Raw genomic sequence first — 17,661 nt, 5'->3', positions numbered from 1 at the left:
CGGAGCGGCGCGATGTCGACCATCCAGACTTCCACCTATCGTCGCCAGCGCGATCATTTCGAGCCGCAGGACGCCGATCCGCAGGAGCAGCGGCGGCTGCGGGGCCTGCTCGAGCAGATCGATTATTCCGCCTTCATCGCCAACCGCGAGGTGATCGGCGCGGCCCTTCCCGGACTGGACGCGGCGGTATTCCAGCGGCTGGCGGTGCAGACGGCGACGGCGCGCGCCAAATGGGTGGGCGAAGCCCTGCGCCAGAGCGAATCGGGCGCGCCGTCGACGCCCGACCAGATCGCCCGGCTGACCTCGGCCCGCACGGCCTACGAGGAGCTGGCCGAAGCCTATGAAGGCCTGCGCCGCATGGTCGAGCGCGGCTACCTGACCATCAGGACGCCCGGCCCGCCGGCCTAGTTCAGCGCCTGGGGCCGGGTCGCGATCGGAGCGTCCGGATCGGCGGAAGGGCGCTCGGCCGAGGTCGGGGGCGGTCCCGCCGGCTCGACCGGGACGATCTCGATCCGCGGCTCTGTCGCCACGGGCGTCGGCGCGGGCGGGGGCGCCTCATACGCAACAGGCGCGGGCGGCCGGACGACGGCCGGGGCCGCAGCCGGCCGATCCACCGTCGCGGCGCGAACCGCGGGGGCGGCCGGAGCGGGGGCCGCCTCTGCGACCGGCTGTTCGGCGACCGGCACAGCCTCGACGACGGGCGGGGCCGCGATCGTCGCCGGCGCCGGGATGGACGGCGCGACGGCCGGCACGGCGGGGACCGGCGCGGCGGGCGGCCGGGTCAGCATCCATCCGCCGACGGCGACCGCCCCGACCACCGCCGCCGCCACGCCGGCGTAGACGGGCAGGCGACCGGCCGGACGGCGGCGCGCGGCGGTCGCGACCGGAAGGACGGACGGGGCCGCTTCGACGGGCGACGGGATCGGGCGGCGCGGCGCGGGGCTCTCCGGAAGCGGCGGCAACGGCCGCACGGTCAGATCGGGCCCGGGCGACGCCGGGCGAACGGGCGGCCGTTCGGGCGCATCCACGACGGACGCGGCCGGCGTCGGAGTGGAGGCTGGCGTCGGAACCGGGGCCGGGGCTGGCGTCGGCGCGGGAGTGGGCGCCGCCTGCGGGATCATCGACCCGCTGAGGATGGCGCGGGACGGCCGGAGCGGCGCGGACGCCGGCGGTTCGGGCAGCGGCGGCAGGCGTTCGCCCCTGGGCAGCGGCCCGGCCCGGAACACGGTCGCCGGCGGACGGCCCCAGGTCACCGGGCGGCGGGCGAAGGGGGCGGACGAACCGTTAAGGGGTTGATTGTCGTCGGTGGACATGAACTCTCCCGCGCCGTCGGGGCGCGCTTCAGAAACGCGAAGACCGGGCCAGATTGCGGACCGATCTGGCCCGTTTCGTGACGCCAACCTGACGATCCCGGTTCTCCAACCCTAGTTCTTCAGCCGGTATCCGGTCCGGAACATCCAGCCGACGATGGCCAGGCAGATCAGCAGGAAGCCGAAGGTCGCCGCCAGGCTGACCCCGATGCCGACATCGCCGCTGCCGTAGAAGGTCCAGCGGAAACCGGAGATCAGATAAACTACCGGGTTGAACAGGGTCACCGTGCGCCACGCCGGGGGCAGCATGTCGATCGAATAGAAGGAGCCGCCCAGAAAGGTCAGCGGCGTCACCACCAGCATGGGGATCATCTGCAACTGCTCGAAGCCGTTGGCCCAGATGCCGATGATGAAACCGAACAGGCTGAAGGTCGTCGAGATCAGGATCAGGAAGGCCAGCATTTCGATCGGGTGCAGGATCTGGAGCGGCACGAAGAGGGCCGCGGTCGCCAGGATGATCAGGCCCAGCACGGCCGACTTGGTCGCCGCCGCCCCGACATAGGCGATGACGATCTCCAGCGGCGACACCGGCGCGGACAGCAGCTCATAGATGGTGCCGGTGAATTTCGGGAAGTAGATGCCGAACGAGGCGTTGAAGATCGACTGGGTGAACAGGCTGAGCATGATCAGCCCGGGCACGATGAAGGCCCCGTAGGGCACGCCGTCGATCTCGGTCATACGGCTGCCGATGGCCGAGCCGAAGACGACGAAATACAGGGCGGTGGTGATCACCGGGGTGACCACGCTCTGCCACACGGTGCGCAGGGCCCGCGCCATCTCGAACCTGTAGATGGCCAGGACGCCGTAGCCGTTGAAGTTCAGGCCTTTCATGCGGCGGCTCCCGTGTCGCGGTGGACGAGGCTGACGAAAATGTCCTCCAGCGAGCTCTGGCTGGTGTTCAGGTCCTTGAAGGCGATCCCCAGGTCACTGAGCCGGCGCAGCAGGGACGGCACGCCGGTCTTCTCCAGATTGGAGTCGAAGACATATTCCAGCTCGTGGCCCTCGGCCTTCAGCGTGACGCTCCATTCCGCCAGTTCGGGCGGCACGGCGTCCAGCGGATCCTGCAGGTTCAGCGTCAGGGTCTTCTTGCCCAGCTTCTTCATCAGGGCGGTCTTCTCCTCGACGAGGATCAGTTCGCCCTTGAGGATCACGCCGACCCGGTCGGCCATCTCCTCGGCCTCCTCGATGTAGTGGGTGGTCAGGATGATGGTGACTCCGCTCTCGCGCAGGCGGCGGACCAGATTCCACATGTCGCGGCGCAGCTCGACGTCGACGCCGGCCGTCGGCTCGTCGAGGAACAGGATGTCGGGCTCGTGGCTCAGCGCCTTGGCGATCATCACCCGGCGCTTCATGCCGCCGGACAGGGTCATGATCTTGTCGTTGCGTTTCTCCCACAGCGACAGTTCCCGCAGCACGCTCTCGATATGGGCGGGGTTCGGCGCCTTGCCGAACAGGCCGCGGCTGAAGCTCACAGTGGCCAGCACGGTCTCGAAGGCGTCGGTGGTCAGCTCCTGCGGCACCAGGCCGATCTTCTCGCGCGCCCGGCGGTAGTCGGTCTGGATGTCATGGCCGTCGGCGATGATCGTGCCGGTGGTCGGAGTGACGATGCCGCATACGACGGAGATCAGCGTGGTCTTGCCCGCGCCGTTGGGTCCGAGCAGGGCGAAGATCTCGCCCTTTCGGATCGTCAGATCGATCGGTTTGAGGGCCTGAAGGCCGGACTTGTAGGTCTTCGTCAGACCTTCGATGGAGATGACCGGCTGCATTCGCGCCCTCCCTGAGCGGCCAGCAGATATGCGTCCGCCGCCCGCACCTCAAGACCGGAGCGAAGATAGCGGAGCCATATTCCTCGCAGGGGGTTAGGTCGCCGTGTCGAACGCCCTCGCCTCCCTCCGTTCCCGTCTCGCGCTCCTGGGCGACCCGGGACGTCGAAAATCGCCGCTGCTGCGACGCGTTCCGCCGCTGCGCGACCTGGTCGAGCTGGCGGCGCGGGTCGGCTACGGCGCCCGGGGTTTCGTCTATCTGTCGGTCGGCGTGCTGATCCTGCTGGCCGCCGTCGGCCTGATCGGCGACGCGGTCGGAACCATGGGCGCACTCGAATGGCTGGCGCAGCGGCGGCTCGGCCGTCTGTGGGCGTTGCTGATCGGTCTCGGCCTGACGGCGTTCGTGATGTGGCGCATCCTGCAGTCGATATTCGACGCCGATCACGAGGGCCGTTCATGGAAAGGACTCGGCACGCGCCTGAGCCAGTTGTTCAGCGGCCTGAGCTACGCAGCCATGGCCGTCGGCGCCTTCGGCCTGATCGCCGGAGCGCCGGCCGATCCCGCGCGTCAGGGCGAGGTCGAGAGCCAGGCCTACGCCGCCGCCGTCCTCGCCCTGCCGCTCGGCCGATGGCTGCTGGTCGCGGGTGGATTGGCGATCTTCGGGATCGGCGTGAGCAACATCGTCAAGGCGTGGCGAGAGGACTTCACCGAATACCTCGCCTGTTCGGACCGGCTATGCCGGCGGGTGGCCCCGCTGGCGCGGGCCGGGCACGTCGCCCGGGGCCTGGCCTATCTGCCGCTGGCCAGCCTCGTCTTGCTGGCCGGTCTGGACGCCCAGGCTTCCGACGTCACCAGTTTCGGGTCGGCGCTGGAGGCCGTCAAACGACAGCCGGCGGGTTCCTGGATTCTCGCGGTCGCCGCGCTGGGGTTCGTGGCCTTCGGCGCCTTCTCCTTTATCGAGGCCCGCTTCCGGCGCATTCGGCCGCCGCGGGAGTTGAACCCCCTCCCCTGAGCCGTCCCGGGTCAAGTCGCGGTCGGGCAGGCGCAACGATGATCCCTTCGTCCCGAACCGCGTTCTGATCTCGTCAAACCCCGGAGGCCGCCATGGCCCGCCTCAGTCCTGTCCTCGCATCCGTCCTCCTGATCACACTCGCCGGATGCGGCGGGGGGGAAGCGCTCGATCCCATGGCGGGCTACGGTCCGAACCCGGTGCTGCCCGCGCCGCAGCGATCGCTGATCCCGGTCGTCAATGTGGCCGAGGCGGTCGGCTGGCCCGCGGACCGGACGCCCACGCCGGCGCCCGGCTTCCGGGTCCAGGCCTTCGCCTCCGGTCTGGACCACCCCCGCTGGCTCTATCGCCTGCCCAACGGCGACATCCTGGTGGCCGAGACCAACGCTCCGCCCAAGCCGGAAGGCATGGAAGGCGGCGCGCGCGGGTTCTTCCAGCGGCTGTTCATGAAGAAGGCGGGAGCGCAGGTCCCCAGCGCCAACCGGATCACCCTGCTCCGCGACGCCGATAGCGACGGCGTGGCGGAGATGAGGACCGTCTTTCTCGACAACCTGATGTCGCCCTTCGGCATGGCCCTGGTCGGGGACACGCTGTACGTCGCCAACGCCGACGCCGTGGTGGCCTTCCCCTATCAGGCCGGACAGACGCGGATCACCGCCGCCCCGCGCAAGATCGCCGACCTGCCCGCCGGGCGGAACCACCACTGGACCAAGAGCCTCGTCGCCAGCCCGGACGGATCGCGCCTGTATGTGGGCGTCGGCTCCAACTCCAACATCGGAGAGAACGGGCTGGACGAGGAGGTCGACCGGGCCGCCATTCTGGAGATCGACCCGGCGACGGGCGCGCGCCGGGTCTTCGCCTCGGGCCTGCGCAACCCCGTCGGCCTGGCCTGGCAGCCGGACAGCGGCCGGCTCTGGGTCGCGGTCAACGAGCGCGACGAACTCGGCAACGATCTGGCGCCGGACTATATGACGTCGGTGACGCCCGGCGGTTTCTATGGCTGGCCGTGGAGCTACTACGGCCAGATCGTCGACGAGCGGGTCGAACCCCGCAACCCGGACATGGTGGCCCGGGCCATAAGGCCGGACTACGCCCTCGGCGCCCACACGGCGTCGCTGGGACTGACGTTCGGCGAGGGCGGTCTGTTCCCGGCCCGCTATCGCGGGGGCGCCTTCGTCGGCCAGCATGGCTCATGGAATCGCCGGCCGCGCAACGGCTACCGCGTCGTGTTCGTGCCGTTCGCCAACGGCGCGCCGGCAGGCCCGCCGGAGGACATCCTGACCGGCTTCATCAATGAGAACGACCAGGCCATGGGCCGCCCGGTCGGCGTACAGTTCGATGCGCGGGGAGCCCTGCTGGTCGCCGACGACGTCGGTGACGTGATCTGGCGGGTGTCGCCCGTGGCCCCGCCCGTCTGAGTACGCCAGACAAGGAAAAGCCCCGGCGGATTGCTCCGCCGGGGCTCGTCCTTCGGGCGCGGGCTCAGTTCACCGGCTGGATCACGATCACCGGCGCCTGGGCCGGCGCCGGGGCCGGGGTGGTGTTCAGGGTCGCCGTATAGGGTTGCGGACCGACGGGTTGGGCCGGAGCGACGACGCGGGCCGCCGGCGCGGGGGCTGCGGCCGAAGTCCGGGCCGGCGCGACGGGGCGGCGGGCGGACGCCGGAGCGGTCCGGCGGACGACGGGGGCCGGAGCCGGCGTCGCCTCCACCACCGGGGCGACCTCAACAGGCGCGGCCTCGGCCGTCACGGGTTGGGCCGGCAGCACGGGCGCGGTGGCGGCGGGTTCGGCCAGCGGGGCGGGAGCGACTTCGCCGCGATCGCCCATCATCAGGGCCGCGGCGGCGCCGCCCAGCACCAGCACGCCGATCGGCGCGAGGATCATCCATGTCTTGATCCCGCCCTTGCGGCCTCGCGCCGAACGCCCGGTCCTTGCGTAAACGGGAATGAAGGGCTCCTCGCGCGGTCCTTCGAGATGGCTGTCCTGCGGCAGGGGCCGGTCATGCGGATAGGTCACGGTCATCGATGTTCCTCCAAATCAGTGATTACCGAACCCTTCTGTGAGATCACGGTTCCGTCATATCCCCTACGCCATGAAGAAACACTGTTACCGACACAGTTTCGCCCGCTGACGTTCAGCTTTGTGGCGAAATTTTACTTTTTGGAGCCGATGGAGATGCTCAAGGGGTTGTCGTAGCCGTCTCGAGCGACCTTGCCCCCCAGGATTGCCCAGACCGCCGCTTCGGCGCCACGCCTTGGCGCAAACCGGCGTTCGATGCGCTGCAAAGCCGCTCAGGATTCCCCCGCCGGTTGACCGGGACCCCCGGCTTGTTCATCACCATCAGGAGCGGCGTCCTTCGATGGAGTGGATGGAACTATGGGGCTGGTGGCGAATATCCGGCGCGACTTGCGGTTCGCGAAGGGACTGCGCCGCCTGCTCAAGCGCATCAAGCCGATCGACCTCGACAGCCCGGACCTGGTCTGTGACGACTGGGAGGAGGCCGTCGACAAGTTTCCGGACCACGTGGCCCTGCAGGACGACCGGCTGACGCTGACCTATCGCGAGCTGGACGCCATGGCCAACCGGTTCGGTCACTGGGCCCAGAGCCGGCGGCTGAAGCGCGGCGACACCATCGCCCTGGTGATGCTGAACCGGGCCGAATACCTCGCCGCCTGGATGGGGTTCTCCAAGGTCGGGGTCGCCACGGCCCTGATCAACACCAACCTGACCGGGCACGCCCTGGCCCACTGCCTGTCCATCTCCAACGCCTCCCAGGTGGTCACCGACGCCGACTCCTGGCGCAAGGTCGAGGAAGCCCGGCCCTTCGCCGGCCGCAACCTGATGCTCTGGGTGCTCGGCCTGGCTGACAGCGACGAGGCGGACGAGCGCCGCGGGCTCGACAAGCCGGTCCGGGGCGGCTCGTCGGTGCGCCCGGCCCGCTCGGTGCGCTCGGGCCTGACCAACCGCGACACGGCGCTGTACATCTACACCTCGGGCACCACCGGCATGCCCAAGGCCGCCAAGGTGACCCACGCCCGCGCCCGCACCTATATCCGCGCCTTCGCAGGGGCGACGGCGGCGACAGACAAGGACGTCACCTTCAACGTCCTGCCGCTCTACCACTCCACCGGCGGCCTCGTCGGCATCGGCCCGGCGCTGCTGAACGGCGGCAAGCTGGTGCTGCGAAAGCGCTTCTCGGCCTCAAACTTCTGGCCGGACGTAAAGGCGACCGGCGCGACCCTGTTCGTCTACATCGGGGAGCTGTGCCGCTATCTGGTCAACTGCCCCGAAAGCCCGGATGAGCGGTCGCACAAGCTGCGGCTGGCCTTCGGCAACGGCCTGCGGCCCGACGTCTGGAACGACTTCCAGACCCGCTTCGCCGTACCCGAGATCCTCGAGTTCTACGGATCCACCGAAGGCAATGTTTCGCTGTTCAACTTCGACGGCAAGCCGGGGGCCATCGGCCGCGCGCCCGGGTTCCTGAAAAAGCAGATCAACTTCCGCCTCGTGCGCTTCGACATCGACAGCGAGGAACCCGTGCGCGGCGCCGACGGCCTGTGTCAGCCGGCCAAGGCGGGGGAAGTCGGGGAAGCCATCGGCCGGATCGGCGACGACATCCGCCACGCCTTTACGGGCTATGCCGACAAGGCCGCCTCCGAGCGCAAGGTCCTGCGCGACGTCTTCGTGCGCGGCGACCGCTGGTTTCGCACCGGCGACCTGATGAAGCAGGACTCGGAGGGCTACGTCTATTTCATCGACCGGATCGGCGACACCTTCCGCTGGAAGGGCGAGAACGTCTCCACGGCCGAGGTCGAGCAGCGCCTGGCCGACGGGCCGGGCGTCAAGGAAGTCATCGCCTACGGGGTTCCGGTGCCCGGGCACGATGGCAAGGCCGGCATGGCGGCCCTGGTCATCGACGGCCGCTTCAACGCCCGCGCCTTCGCCGACTGGGTGGATCAGGAACTGCCGGTCTACGCGCGTCCGGCCTTCGTGCGACTCATCAAGTCCGCCGACACCACCGGCACCTTCAAATACCGCAAGATGGACCTCGTCGCCGACGGCTTCGATCCGGAGAAGGTCGACGGACCGATCTACGTCCGCGGCGGCAAAAGCGGCTACACCAAGCTGAACGAGGCCGCCCGGCAGGCGATCCTGAACGGCGAGACCCGGCTGTAGGGTTCGCAACCGCCCCTTAATCATTAACGGCGAAGGTCAGCGTCTCTCGCGCGCAGGACCGACCGCCCCTCCATGTTCCAGATTATCGGCATCGTGCTGCTGTTCGCCCTCGTGTTCGGCAGCTACATCATCTCGGGCGGCAAATTCGAGGTGATCCTCCATGCCCTGCCTCACGAGATGATGGCCATCGGCGGCGCGGGCCTCGCCGCCTTCCTGATCTCCAACAGCACGACCACGATGAAGGCCACGCTCGGCGGCCTCGGCAAGGCCTTCGCCGGGCCCAAATGGAAGAAGCAGGACTACAAGGACCTGCTGTCACTGCTGTTCCAGCTCACCAAGACGATGAAGTCCAAGGGCGTCATCGCGCTGGAAAGCCACATCGAGAAGCCGGCCGAGAGCGCCATCTTCCAGAAATATCCCAAGGTGCTGAAGGACCATTTCGCCACCGACTTCATCTGCGACACGCTGCGCATGATGACCATGAACCTCGAGGATCCGCACCAGATCGAGGACGCCATGGAGAAGCAGCTGGAGAAGCACCACCACGAGGCCCTGAACGCCCCCCACGCCCTGACCAACCTCGCCGACGCCCTGCCCGCCCTGGGCATCGTGGCCGCCGTGCTGGGGGTCATCAAGACCATGGGCTCGATCACCGAACCGCCGGAAATCCTCGGCGGCATGATCGGCGGAGCCCTCGTCGGCACCTTCCTCGGCGTCTTCCTGGCCTACGGCCTCGTCGGCCCCATCGCGTCGCGGCTGAAATCGATCGTCGACGAGGAGTCGGCCTTCTACAAGATCATCCAGTCGGTGCTGGTCGCCCACCTGCACGGCAATGCGGCGCAGATTTCGGTCGAAATCGGCCGCGGCGACATCCCCTCCTCGGCCCAGCCCTCCTTCCTCGAGATGGAAGAATCGCTGCAGGGCGCGCCCGCCGAGGCGTGACGGCCGATCCGCTCAGGCAGGCGGTCAGGTAACGACGGGATCACGACCTCTCACCCACGATCACGGACCCGGGAACAGCAGACCGCGTGGCCGGTTACCCCCGGGCCGATCATGGGAGCGGGCGGCTGTTTCGCCCGGCGATCGCCCGGAGGAATACGCATGAAGCGGATGATCATCGCCGCCGCCCTGGGGGCCCTGACGCTGGCCGCCTGCACGCCCGCGGAAGACCAGACCGCCGGGGACGCCGCCACGACCGGCGCCGACGCCGCGGCTACCGCGCCCGCGACCGACGGAGCCGCGACCCCGGCCGACGACACGACCCCGCCGGGAACGACCCCGCCGACCAACCCCGACGGCGCGACGCCTCCGGGCCAGACGCCGCCGACCCTGCCCCCCGAAAACGCCACGACGTCGCCGGCGACCACCTCGCCTCCGCCGAGGTGAGCCGTTCGAGCCCCCGGCGTATCAGGAGCAAGGGGACCGTCCGCGGTCCCCTTTCTTCTGTCGCGTGACAGCAGTTCACGAACGCGTGAGAATTTCGCTTGCGTATCGGCTCACGAAGCCGTTATCTCGGCCTTGCGAGGATTCATGACCTCGTTGACCCTTCTGAAGGAAGAAAACCATGCGCATCACCGCTCTGATCGCCGCTTCGGCCGCCGCTCTGGCCCTCGCCGCCTGCCAACCCGCCGACAAGGCCGCCGAAGAAGCCCCGGCCGCCGAACCCGCCGCCGAAGCCCCGGCTGCTGACGCCGCGATGGCCCCGGCCGCCGACGCCGCTGCCCCGGCCGCCGAAACCCCGGCCGCTCCGGCTGCCGAAGCCCCGGCTGCCCCGGCTGCCCCGGCTCAGTAATATCTGAGACGTAGCGGACCTTCGGGTCCGTTCGGAAAGGGTCGCCCCCAGGGGCGGCCCTTTTTCGTTGCGCGACACCGACCGGTCCGCGGAGCTTGCGCCAAATTCACTTGCCGCCCCGGTGCGGGCGTCGGTATCTCGGGCTTCGGGACACTGTCGTCCGCTCGAACGAAGGATTTCCCCATGCGCATCGTCGCCCTGATCGCCGCCTCGGCCGCCGCCCTGACGCTGGCCGCCTGCAACAACGCCGAAGAGAAGGCGCCGGAAGCGTCCTCCGAAGCTGTCGAGGCCTCCGGCATCGCAGACCAGGCCGCCGTCACGGTGACCGAGGATCAGGCGGCCGCCGACGCCAAGGCCGCCGCCGACGCGGCCGCCGCTTCGGAGGTCGCCCAGACCGAACCCGCGACCACGCCCGCGACGCCCGTCGAGGCTCACTGACCCAGGTCACCGAACCTGCCGACAGGGGGCCGTCCACGCGGGGCGGCCCCTTTTCGTTGCGCCATCCGGGGGCTACGGCCTGAGCCATGACCGAAGACCGTTCGCCCCGGCTGATCTGGACCGAGGACGGCGCGCCGCGTTCGGGCCGGTTCGATGACGTGTATTTCTCCCGCGAGGACGGTCTGGCCGAAAGCCGCGCGGTCTTCCTCGCCGGCTGCGGCCTGCCGGAGGCGTGGCGCGGCCGGCGCCGCTTCACCGTCGCCGAACTCGGCTTCGGCACCGGGTTGAACATCGCCGCCCTGCTCGACCTCTGGAGACGCGAAGGTCCGGCGGATGGCTGGCTGAACATAGTCTCGGTCGAGGGATTCCCGCTGCGCCGCGACGATGCCGCGCGAGCGCTCGAAACCTGGCCGGAGATCGCCGACGCCGCGCAGGTCCTGCTGGACGGCTGGCCGGCCCCGACCCCCGGCTTCCATCGCGTGGACCTGCCGGGATTCAGCGCCACGCTCGATCTCGCCGTCGGCGAGGCCGCCTGGGCCCTGTCCGGGTGGTCGGGCCGCGCCGACGCCTGGTTCCTGGACGGCTTCGCGCCGTCGACCAATCCCGGCATGTGGTCGGACGCCGTCCTGGACGCCGTCGCGGCCCGCTCGGCGCCGGGCGCCCGGGTGGCGACCTTCACCGTGGCCGGCGCGGTCCGGCGCGGCCTGTCGGAGCGGGGTTTCTCCGTCGACAAGCGCCCCGGCCACGGCCGCAAGCGCGAGCGGCTCGAGGCGCGCCTGCCCGGCTCCCGCGAGCCCGGGACCACGCCCTCCGTCGCGATCATCGGCGCGGGCATAGCCGGCGCGGCCCTGACGCGAGTCTTCGCAGCCCTCGGCCTGACGTGCACCGTTGTCGAGGAAACCGCGGCGGGCTCCGGAGCCTCCGGATTCCCTTCGGCGCTGGTCACACCCCGGCTGGATGCCGGCGACGCCGGCATAGCGGCCCTGCACGCCCAGGCGCTCGCCCGCGCCGGCGCCCTCTATGCGGCGGTTCCCGGGGCGATCCTTACGGAAGGCGTGCTGCAGCTGGAGCAGGCCGCGCGGGACGCCGCCCGTTTCGCCAAGGTGGCCACGCAGGACATCTGGCCGGAGGGAGCGGTGACGCCGCTGCCCGCGGCCGCCTGCGCCGAACGGCTGAACGAACCGGTGGAGACGGGCGGCCTGCTGATGCGCGACGCCCTGGTCCTCGACCCCCGCCCGGTGCTCGAGGCCTGGCTCGCCATGGCCGATCGCGTGTCCGCGAGCGTGGCGCGGGTCGAGCCGGTCGCCGACGGCTGGCGGCTGATCAACCGGGCCGGCGATCCGATCCTCGAGGCCGGTATCGTGGTGATCGCCGCCGGCTGGGGCGCCGCCGCGCTCGCCCCGGACCTGCCGCTGGCCCCGGTCCGCGGCCAGGCCGACTGGGTCGAGGGCGTCACCAGCCGGCCCGCCGCCTGGGGCGGCTACGCGGCGCCGACCGGCACGGGCCTGCTGTTCGGCGCGACCCACGACCGCGGCGACACCAGGGTCGAGGCTGACGCCGAATCCACCGCGCGAAATCTCCAGACCCTGGGCGCGCGATTGCCGCGACTGGCCGCGCGGGTCGCCGTCGCGGAGCAGGCCCATAGCCGCGCCGCCGTGCGCGCCACGACGCCGGACCGCCTGCCCCTGGCCGGCGCGCTCGCTCCCGGCCTGTTCGTCCTGACCGGCCTCGGCTCACGCGGCTTCTGCGTCGCCCCCCTGCTGGCCGAGCACGTCGCCGCCCTGGCGCTCGACGCCCCCTCGCCCCTCCCGACGGCCTTGTCCAGGCGGCTCGAGCCGAACCGTTTCGTGATGACGCTTCCCCTTGCGCAACCTTCGCCGCGGGTGGACGATTGACCGCAAGGTGGCCTGTGCGCCGCCCGAACGGAGATCGATCATGACCCGTCTGGTTTCATCCGCCGCCGTCGCGGCCCTGGCCGTCCTGACAGCCTCTTGCGCGCCCGTCGACACGGGAGCGCCCGGCGACAGCGCCGCCGCCCGACCGGAGCGGCAGTGTTTCATCGCCGGGCAGGTGCGGAACTTCCGCGCCGGCGACACGGGCCGGCTCTACATCCGCGTCGTGCGCAACGACGTCTATGAGCTGAACTCCTCCGGAGGCTGCACCGATCTCGACTTCGCCCAGCAGCTCGCCATCACACCCGATGTGGGCGGCCTCGCCGGCGGACGGATCTGCGTTGGCGACTGGGCGCGTATCACGCTGCCGGCCTCGGCCGCGCCCGTGCGGACCTGCCGCGCCATGGTCAGCCGGGTCCTGACGGCGGAAGACGTCGCGGCCCTGCCCAGCGCCCACCGCCCCTGAGGCTCAGGCCTTCTGCGCGTAGCCGAGGCGCTGGTTCAGCTTCTCGATCAGATCGATGGCCGTATCGGCGATGACCGAACCGGGCGGGTAGACCGCGGCCGCGCCCATGTCGATCAGGGTCTGGACGTCCGACGGCGGGATCACCCCGCCGACGACGATCATGATGTCCGGCCGGCCCAGCTTCTCCAGCTCGGCCTTAAGCTCCGGCACCAGGGTCAGGTGGCCGGCGGCCAGGGATGACGCGCCGACCGCGTGGACGCCCCGCTCGACCGCCTCCTTCGCCGCCTCCGCCGGAGTCTGGAACAGCGACCCGGCCGTGGCCTCGAAGCCGAGGTCGCCATAGGCGGTGGCGATGACCTTCTGGCCGCGATCGTGGCCGTCCTGGCCCAGTTTGGCGATCAGGATGCGCGGCGGCCCGCCGTCGTTCTCGACGAAGGCGGCGACCATGCCACGGGCGCGGGCGATCTTCGGATCGTCGCCAGCCTCCCTCGCATAGACGCCTGACACGGTCTTCACCGTGGCCACGTGACGGCCGAAGGCGGCCTCGAGCGCGTCGGAGATTTCGCCGACGGTGGCGTAGGCGCGGGCGGCCTCGACCGACAGCTGCAGCAGATTGGCGTTTCCGCGCGCCCCGGCGGTCAGGGCGTCCAGCGCCGCCTGCGTCCTGACCTCATCGCGTTCGGTGCGCAGCCGCTTCAGCTTGTCGAGTTGGGACGCCAGCACGGCGGCGTTGTCGACCTTGAGCACCGGAATGTCGTCGATGTGGTCGGCGAGGTAGCGGTTCACCCCCACCACCGTCTGCTGACCCGTGTCGATCCGCGCCTGGGTCTTCGCCGCCGATTCCTCGATGCGAAGCTTGGGCACGCCGGCCTCGATGGCTTTCGCCATACCGCCCAGCGCCTCAACCTCGGCCATGTGCGCACGGGCCCGTTCGGCCAGTTCGTGGGTCAACCGCTCGACGTAGAAGCTGCCGCCCCACGGGTCGATCACCCGGGTCAGGCCGGTCTCCATCTGCAGCAGCAGTTGGGTGTTGCGGGCGATCCGGGCCGAAAAATCCGTCGGCAGGGCCAAGGCCTCGTCGAGGCTGTTGGTGTGCAGGCTCTGGGTCTGCCCGCCCGCGGCCGCCATGGCCTCGACCATCGTCCGCGAGACGTTGTTGAACACATCCTGCGCCGCCAGCGACCAGCCGGAGGTCTGGCAGTGCGCCCGCAGCGACAGCGAGCGCGGGTCCTTCGCGCCAAATTTCGACACCGCCTCGGCCCACAGCAGCCGGCCGGCGCGCAGCTTGGCCACCTCCATGAAATAGTTCATGCCGACGGCCCAGAAGAAGCTCAGGCGGGGCGCGAACCGGTCGATGGCCATGCCGGCCTCGACCCCCGCCTTCATGTACTCGATGCCGTCCGCCAGCGTGTAGGCCAGTTCCAGATCGGCCGAGGCCCCGGCCTCCTGCATGTGGTAGCCGCTGATCGAGATCGAGTTGAATTTCGGCGCGTGCTCGGCCGTCCAGGCGAAGATGTCCGAGATGATCCGCATGCTCGGGACCGGCGGGTAGATGTAGGTGTTCCGGACCATGAACTCCTTGAGAATGTCGTTCTGGATGGTCCCGGTCAGGTCCTTGTGCGCGACGCCCTGTTCCTCGGCCGCGACGATGTAGAGCGCCAGCACGGGCAGGACCGCGCCGTTCATGGTCATCGACACGCTCATCCTGTCGAGCGGGATGCCGTCGAACAGGGTGCGCATGTCGTAGATCGAGTCGATGGCCACGCCGGCCATGCCGACGTCGCCCTTAACTCGCGGGTGGTCGCTGTCGTAGCCCCGGTGGGTGGCCAGGTCGAAGGCGATCGACAGCCCCTTCTGCCCCGCCTCGAGGTTGCGGCGGTAGAAGGCGTTGGACGCCTCGGCGGTCGAGAAGCCGGCGTACTGGCGGATGGTCCACGGATTGGACGCGTACATCGTCGGATAGGGCCCGCGATGGTAGGGCGCGATGCCGGGCAGGCCGTGGATGAAATCGAGACCGTCCAGCGCCGAGGCGCCGTAGGCGGTCGGGACCGTCAGGCCTTCGGGCGTCTTCCAGGCGTCGCGGGCTGGGCCGGCGCCCGTCGGATCGAGGTCCAGGTCGACCTTTGCGAAATCGGGGAAGCTCATCGGCCGGCCTGCTGCGCTTCGAAGGGGGCGGCGAGGCGCACCGGCGTCAGGGGCACGCAGGCGTCGCCGCCGCCGATGGGAACGACCGGGGGTTCGGGCTCGACGGGGGCGGGTCGGGGATGCTGGTCGACGAACCGGGTGACTCCCACCATCTGCGTCGCGCCGCTCGCCAGCGCCGCCTCGAGCGACTGCCGGGCCCGGGCCACGCGGGGCTGGATCAGGTGGCCGCGCAGGGCCTCGACGACGCCGCCCTCGGCCTCGATCTTCTGGAATTCGGCCCAGCCCGCTTCGGCCAGTTCGCGGGTGCGCTGGTCCAGGAACCACGAGCCCGCCGCCGGATCGTCGACGCGGCCGACGTGGGCCTCCTCCATCAGCACCAGCTGGGTGTTGCGCGCCTGCCGCCGGGCGAAGGCGTCGGGGCGGCCGCCTGCCCGCGAGAAGCCGTCCAGCACCACGGCGTCCGCCCCGCTGACGGCGCCGGCGAAGCCCGCCGCCGTCAGCCGGAGCAGATTCGGCCATGGGTCGCGCGCCGACAGCATCCGCCGCGACGACCGCGCCTCGATGACGGCGGGCGTCTCCGTCCCGAAGACCCGGCTGATCGAGCGCCACATCAGGCGCAGGGCCCGAACCTTGGCCAGGCTGTCGAAATACTCCTGGTCGACCGCGACCCCGAGCACCATGCCCTTCAGCGCCCGCTCCGCGTCCATCCCGGCGACCATCGCAGCCCTGACCAGGGCGACGGCGTTGGCCGCCGCGAAGGCCAGTTCCTGCCCGATCGAGCCGCCGGCCTCGTGCGCCACCCGGCCGCTGGCGAGGAAGAAGCTCGCCTCGGGATAGGCCCCGGCGTGCCGCGCCGCCGTGTTGGCGGCCAGCGACAGGTGCTCCTCCAGCATCCGCGGCGCCTCGCCGGTCTCCGCGAAGGCCGAGACGGGATCCATGTGGAACATCAGCTTCGCGCGCGGCGAGCCCTTGGCCGCCACGGCCAGTGCGTTGGCGGCTTCCGGGCCATCCAGCCCCGCGTCGAGACCGACCGCCGCCAGTTCCAGCGCCACGCCGTCGAGCGCGCGCGCCAGCGGCTCGCTGTCGGCCAGCGCCGCGCCCTTCAACACGACCGACGCCGCCCCGCCATCAAGGTCCGCCAGCACAGCCGCATTGACCGCCGACGGATCATCCCCCTCGACCAGGGTGCGCAGGTCCCAGGCGCGCCCCTCGGCCTCCGAAGGCCGGGGCGCGAACAGCGGTTCGACCCCGGTGGCGGCGGCGTACAGCGGCCGCACCGCCAGACCGTCGGCGTCGAGATGGATCAGGCTTTCCAGCGGCCGGTCCTTGAGCGCCTTCTCGGCGAGGGCCTTCCAGTCGGCCGGGGACGGGGTCGGAAAAGTCATGCGCCTCCATTGCCCCCGCGCGCGCGCCGGGTCCAGCCGGGGGCCGGCGCGCCACCGCGAAAAACAGAGTCTCCCGTCGATCGAGTCTACCTGCTCCGGTCAGACCGGCCGCCGGTTACGCCAGAATCGGTCGCAGGTATGCGCCACCGTGGTAGTTGCGGTTCAGCCTGCCCGACCTACATCCGTGGCGAACGTAGCAGGAGCGTCCCGTGGCCGACCTTTCCGCCTTCCCGATCACCCGTCGCTGGCCGGCGCGGCACCCCGACCGTCTGCAGCTCTATTCGACCAACTCGCCCAATGGGGTGAAGGCGTCGATCATGCTGGAGGAGACCGGCCTGCCGTATGAGCCGCATTTCGTCGACATCAACAAGAACGAGACCTGGGGCTCGGAATTCCTGTCGCTGAATCCCAACGGCAAGATTCCCGCCATCATCGATCCGGACGGCCCGGGCGGAAAGCCGCTGGCGCTGTTCGAGTCGGGGGCGATCCTTTTCTATCTGGCCGAAAAGACCGGTCAGCTGATCCCCGCCGATCCCGCCGGCCGCTACGAGACCCTGCAGTGGGTCATGTTCCAGATGGCCGGCATGGGGCCGATTTTCGGGCAGGTCGGCTTCTTCAATAAAGCTGCAGGCAAGGCCATCGAGGACAAGCGTCCGCTGGAACGCTACGTCACGGAATCGAAGCGGGTTCTCGGGGTGCTCGATGGCCGGCTCGAGCGCCGCGACTGGGTCATGGGCGACTACACCATCGCCGACATCTCGATGCTGGGCTGGGTGCGCAACCTGATCGGCTACTATGAGGCGCGCGATCTGGTCGGATTTGACAGTCTGAAGAACGTCCCCGCCTGGCTGGAACGCGGCCTCGACCGCCCCGCCGTGCAACGCGGGCTGGAGATTCCGAAACGGCCGTAACGGCTCAGTAGCCGATGACGGTGGGCAGCGCCTGCCAGACGATGGCCACCGCCGCCACGCCGCCGCCGAGCAGGGCCAGCTGGTCCCCGAAACGGGTGGACGGGTCGGTCGTCCGGCGCAGCCGCCGCGCGGCCCGGGCGGCGATGGCCAGCGCCATGAGCAGGCAGGCTCCGCTGAACGCCAGCCCGGCCATTCGCCAGGCGGGGTCGTCGGCCCGGCTGACCACATCGGCCAGGCTGGCGATGGCGTAAATCCCCATGAAGTGGACGGTCCAGACGATCAGGCCGCCCAGCATCCAGGCCCAGCGCCGCATG

At 70.2% G+C, this 17,661-nt stretch carries 18 protein-coding genes; 11 read left to right on the top strand and 7 right to left on the bottom strand.

Annotation, left to right across the window (positions count from 1 at the left end):
- Positions 1-12 precede the first annotated feature (12 nt).
- A complete protein-coding gene (locus tag VEB62_RS06710; RefSeq protein WP_324797117.1) occupies positions 13-408 on the top strand; it encodes a hypothetical protein in 396 nt (131 codons plus the stop codon).
- On the opposite strand, the gene VEB62_RS06705 is transcribed toward VEB62_RS06710, so the two are convergent.
- The 3 genes from VEB62_RS06705 to VEB62_RS06695 all read right to left on the bottom strand — a co-directional run bounded on the left by VEB62_RS06705 (position 405) and on the right by VEB62_RS06695 (position 3,136).
- Positions 405-1,313, bottom strand: coding sequence for a hypothetical protein (locus tag VEB62_RS06705; RefSeq protein ID WP_324797115.1), 909 nt, complete (start codon positions 1,311-1,313; stop codon positions 405-407). The genes VEB62_RS06710 and VEB62_RS06705 overlap by 4 nt on opposite strands.
- Positions 1,314-1,424: 111 nt before the next feature.
- Positions 1,425-2,201 (bottom strand): ABC transporter permease, encoded by a 777-nt coding sequence (locus tag VEB62_RS06700; RefSeq protein WP_324797112.1) that lies wholly within the window; start codon positions 2,199-2,201, stop codon positions 1,425-1,427.
- Positions 2,198-3,136: an ABC transporter ATP-binding protein gene (locus VEB62_RS06695; RefSeq protein ID WP_324797109.1), complete on the bottom strand. Its 939-nt coding sequence runs from the start codon at positions 3,134-3,136 to the stop codon at positions 2,198-2,200. Before VEB62_RS06695 ends, VEB62_RS06700 begins: the two co-directional genes overlap by 4 nt.
- 103 nt (positions 3,137-3,239) lie before the next feature.
- On the opposite strand from VEB62_RS06695, the gene VEB62_RS06690 reads away from it, so the two are divergent.
- Positions 3,240-4,145 (top strand): DUF1206 domain-containing protein, encoded by a 906-nt coding sequence (locus tag VEB62_RS06690; RefSeq protein WP_324797106.1) that lies wholly within the window; start codon positions 3,240-3,242, stop codon positions 4,143-4,145.
- Positions 4,146-4,237: 92 nt separating this feature from the next.
- Complete coding sequence (locus VEB62_RS06685; protein ID WP_324797103.1) at positions 4,238-5,560, top strand: PQQ-dependent sugar dehydrogenase; 1,323 nt, start codon at positions 4,238-4,240, stop codon at positions 5,558-5,560.
- A 64-nt stretch (positions 5,561-5,624) separates the two neighbouring features.
- Here VEB62_RS06685 and VEB62_RS06680 read toward each other — a convergent pair whose 3' ends face one another.
- On the bottom strand, positions 5,625-6,164 hold the full coding sequence (locus tag VEB62_RS06680; RefSeq protein WP_324797102.1) for a hypothetical protein: 540 nt from the start codon (positions 6,162-6,164) through the stop codon (positions 5,625-5,627).
- A 354-nt stretch (positions 6,165-6,518) separates the two neighbouring features.
- Between VEB62_RS06680 and VEB62_RS06675 the strand changes: the two genes are divergently transcribed.
- The 7 genes from VEB62_RS06675 (at position 6,519) to VEB62_RS06645 (ending at position 12,906) form a co-directional block, all read left to right on the top strand.
- Positions 6,519-8,318, top strand: a complete 1,800-nt coding sequence (locus VEB62_RS06675; protein ID WP_324797099.1) for a long-chain-acyl-CoA synthetase — start codon at positions 6,519-6,521, stop codon at positions 8,316-8,318.
- Between the two features lie 72 nt (positions 8,319-8,390).
- Positions 8,391-9,260: a flagellar motor stator protein MotA gene (gene motA / locus VEB62_RS06670; RefSeq protein ID WP_324797097.1), complete on the top strand. Its 870-nt coding sequence runs from the start codon at positions 8,391-8,393 to the stop codon at positions 9,258-9,260.
- A 159-nt stretch (positions 9,261-9,419) separates the two neighbouring features.
- Positions 9,420-9,704, top strand: coding sequence for a hypothetical protein (locus tag VEB62_RS06665; protein WP_324797094.1), 285 nt, complete (start codon positions 9,420-9,422; stop codon positions 9,702-9,704).
- 178 nt (positions 9,705-9,882) lie between these two features.
- Positions 9,883-10,110 carry a hypothetical protein gene (locus VEB62_RS06660; protein WP_324797092.1) on the top strand — a complete coding sequence of 76 codons (228 nt, stop codon included), beginning with the start codon at positions 9,883-9,885 and terminating at the stop codon, positions 10,108-10,110.
- A gap of 183 nt (positions 10,111-10,293) precedes the next feature.
- Positions 10,294-10,548, top strand: a complete 255-nt coding sequence (locus tag VEB62_RS06655; RefSeq protein WP_324797089.1) for a hypothetical protein — start codon at positions 10,294-10,296, stop codon at positions 10,546-10,548.
- A gap of 86 nt (positions 10,549-10,634) precedes the next feature.
- Positions 10,635-12,443 carry a tRNA (5-methylaminomethyl-2-thiouridine)(34)-methyltransferase MnmC2 gene (mnmC2, locus tag VEB62_RS06650; protein WP_324797086.1) on the top strand — a complete coding sequence of 603 codons (1,809 nt, stop codon included), beginning with the start codon at positions 10,635-10,637 and terminating at the stop codon, positions 12,441-12,443.
- A gap of 40 nt (positions 12,444-12,483) precedes the next feature.
- Positions 12,484-12,906 carry a DUF6491 family protein gene (locus VEB62_RS06645; protein ID WP_324797083.1) on the top strand — a complete coding sequence of 141 codons (423 nt, stop codon included), beginning with the start codon at positions 12,484-12,486 and terminating at the stop codon, positions 12,904-12,906.
- A gap of 3 nt (positions 12,907-12,909) precedes the next feature.
- Here VEB62_RS06645 and scpA read toward each other — a convergent pair whose 3' ends face one another.
- Positions 12,910-15,051, bottom strand: coding sequence for a methylmalonyl-CoA mutase (gene scpA, locus VEB62_RS06640; RefSeq protein WP_324797080.1), 2,142 nt, complete (start codon positions 15,049-15,051; stop codon positions 12,910-12,912).
- The gene (locus tag VEB62_RS06635; RefSeq protein ID WP_324797078.1) at positions 15,048-16,436 is read right to left on the bottom strand and encodes a methylmalonyl-CoA mutase family protein; all 1,389 of its coding nucleotides are present in this window, start codon (positions 16,434-16,436) and stop codon (positions 15,048-15,050) included. Before VEB62_RS06635 ends, scpA begins: the two co-directional genes overlap by 4 nt.
- Positions 16,437-16,645: 209 nt before the next feature.
- On the opposite strand from VEB62_RS06635, the gene VEB62_RS06630 reads away from it, so the two are divergent.
- Entirely contained in the window at positions 16,646-17,347 is a 702-nt protein-coding gene (locus VEB62_RS06630; protein WP_324797075.1) for a glutathione S-transferase N-terminal domain-containing protein, read from the top strand.
- Between the two features lie 4 nt (positions 17,348-17,351).
- Here the strand turns inward: VEB62_RS06630 and VEB62_RS06625 are convergent, their stop codons facing one another.
- Positions 17,352-17,660, bottom strand: a complete 309-nt coding sequence (locus tag VEB62_RS06625; protein ID WP_324797072.1) for a hypothetical protein — start codon at positions 17,658-17,660, stop codon at positions 17,352-17,354.
- Between the last annotated feature and the right edge of the window lies 1 nt (position 17,661).

The sequence above is a fragment of the Brevundimonas sp. genome, assembly GCF_035626975.1.
In the GTDB taxonomy this organism is placed as follows: Bacteria; Pseudomonadota; Alphaproteobacteria; order Caulobacterales; family Caulobacteraceae; genus Brevundimonas.
This window is presented reverse-complemented; position numbering and strand designations above follow the sequence as displayed.

Bases quoted from the DNA above. Each gene is read 5' to 3' on its own strand.
- VEB62_RS06710 (WP_324797117.1), top strand. From the start codon at position 13: ATGTCGACCATCCAGACTTCCACCTATCGTCGCCAGCGCGATCATTTC.
- VEB62_RS06705 (WP_324797115.1), bottom strand. From the start codon at position 1,313: ATGTCCACCGACGACAATCAACCCCTTAACGGTTCGTCCGCCCCCTTC.
- VEB62_RS06700 (WP_324797112.1), bottom strand. From the start codon at position 2,201: ATGAAAGGCCTGAACTTCAACGGCTACGGCGTCCTGGCCATCTACAGG.
- VEB62_RS06695 (WP_324797109.1), bottom strand. From the start codon at position 3,136: ATGCAGCCGGTCATCTCCATCGAAGGTCTGACGAAGACCTACAAGTCC.
- VEB62_RS06685 (WP_324797103.1), top strand. From the start codon at position 4,238: ATGGCCCGCCTCAGTCCTGTCCTCGCATCCGTCCTCCTGATCACACTC.
- VEB62_RS06680 (WP_324797102.1), bottom strand. From the start codon at position 6,164: ATGACCGTGACCTATCCGCATGACCGGCCCCTGCCGCAGGACAGCCAT.
- VEB62_RS06675 (WP_324797099.1), top strand. From the start codon at position 6,519: ATGGGGCTGGTGGCGAATATCCGGCGCGACTTGCGGTTCGCGAAGGGA.
- motA (WP_324797097.1), top strand. From the start codon at position 8,391: ATGTTCCAGATTATCGGCATCGTGCTGCTGTTCGCCCTCGTGTTCGGC.
- VEB62_RS06665 (WP_324797094.1), top strand. From the start codon at position 9,420: ATGAAGCGGATGATCATCGCCGCCGCCCTGGGGGCCCTGACGCTGGCC.
- VEB62_RS06660 (WP_324797092.1), top strand. From the start codon at position 9,883: ATGCGCATCACCGCTCTGATCGCCGCTTCGGCCGCCGCTCTGGCCCTC.
- VEB62_RS06655 (WP_324797089.1), top strand. From the start codon at position 10,294: ATGCGCATCGTCGCCCTGATCGCCGCCTCGGCCGCCGCCCTGACGCTG.
- mnmC2 (WP_324797086.1), top strand. From the start codon at position 10,635: ATGACCGAAGACCGTTCGCCCCGGCTGATCTGGACCGAGGACGGCGCG.
- VEB62_RS06645 (WP_324797083.1), top strand. From the start codon at position 12,484: ATGACCCGTCTGGTTTCATCCGCCGCCGTCGCGGCCCTGGCCGTCCTG.
- scpA (WP_324797080.1), bottom strand. From the start codon at position 15,051: ATGAGCTTCCCCGATTTCGCAAAGGTCGACCTGGACCTCGATCCGACG.
- VEB62_RS06635 (WP_324797078.1), bottom strand. From the start codon at position 16,436: ATGACTTTTCCGACCCCGTCCCCGGCCGACTGGAAGGCCCTCGCCGAG.
- VEB62_RS06625 (WP_324797072.1), bottom strand. From the start codon at position 17,660: ATGCGGCGCTGGGCCTGGATGCTGGGCGGCCTGATCGTCTGGACCGTC.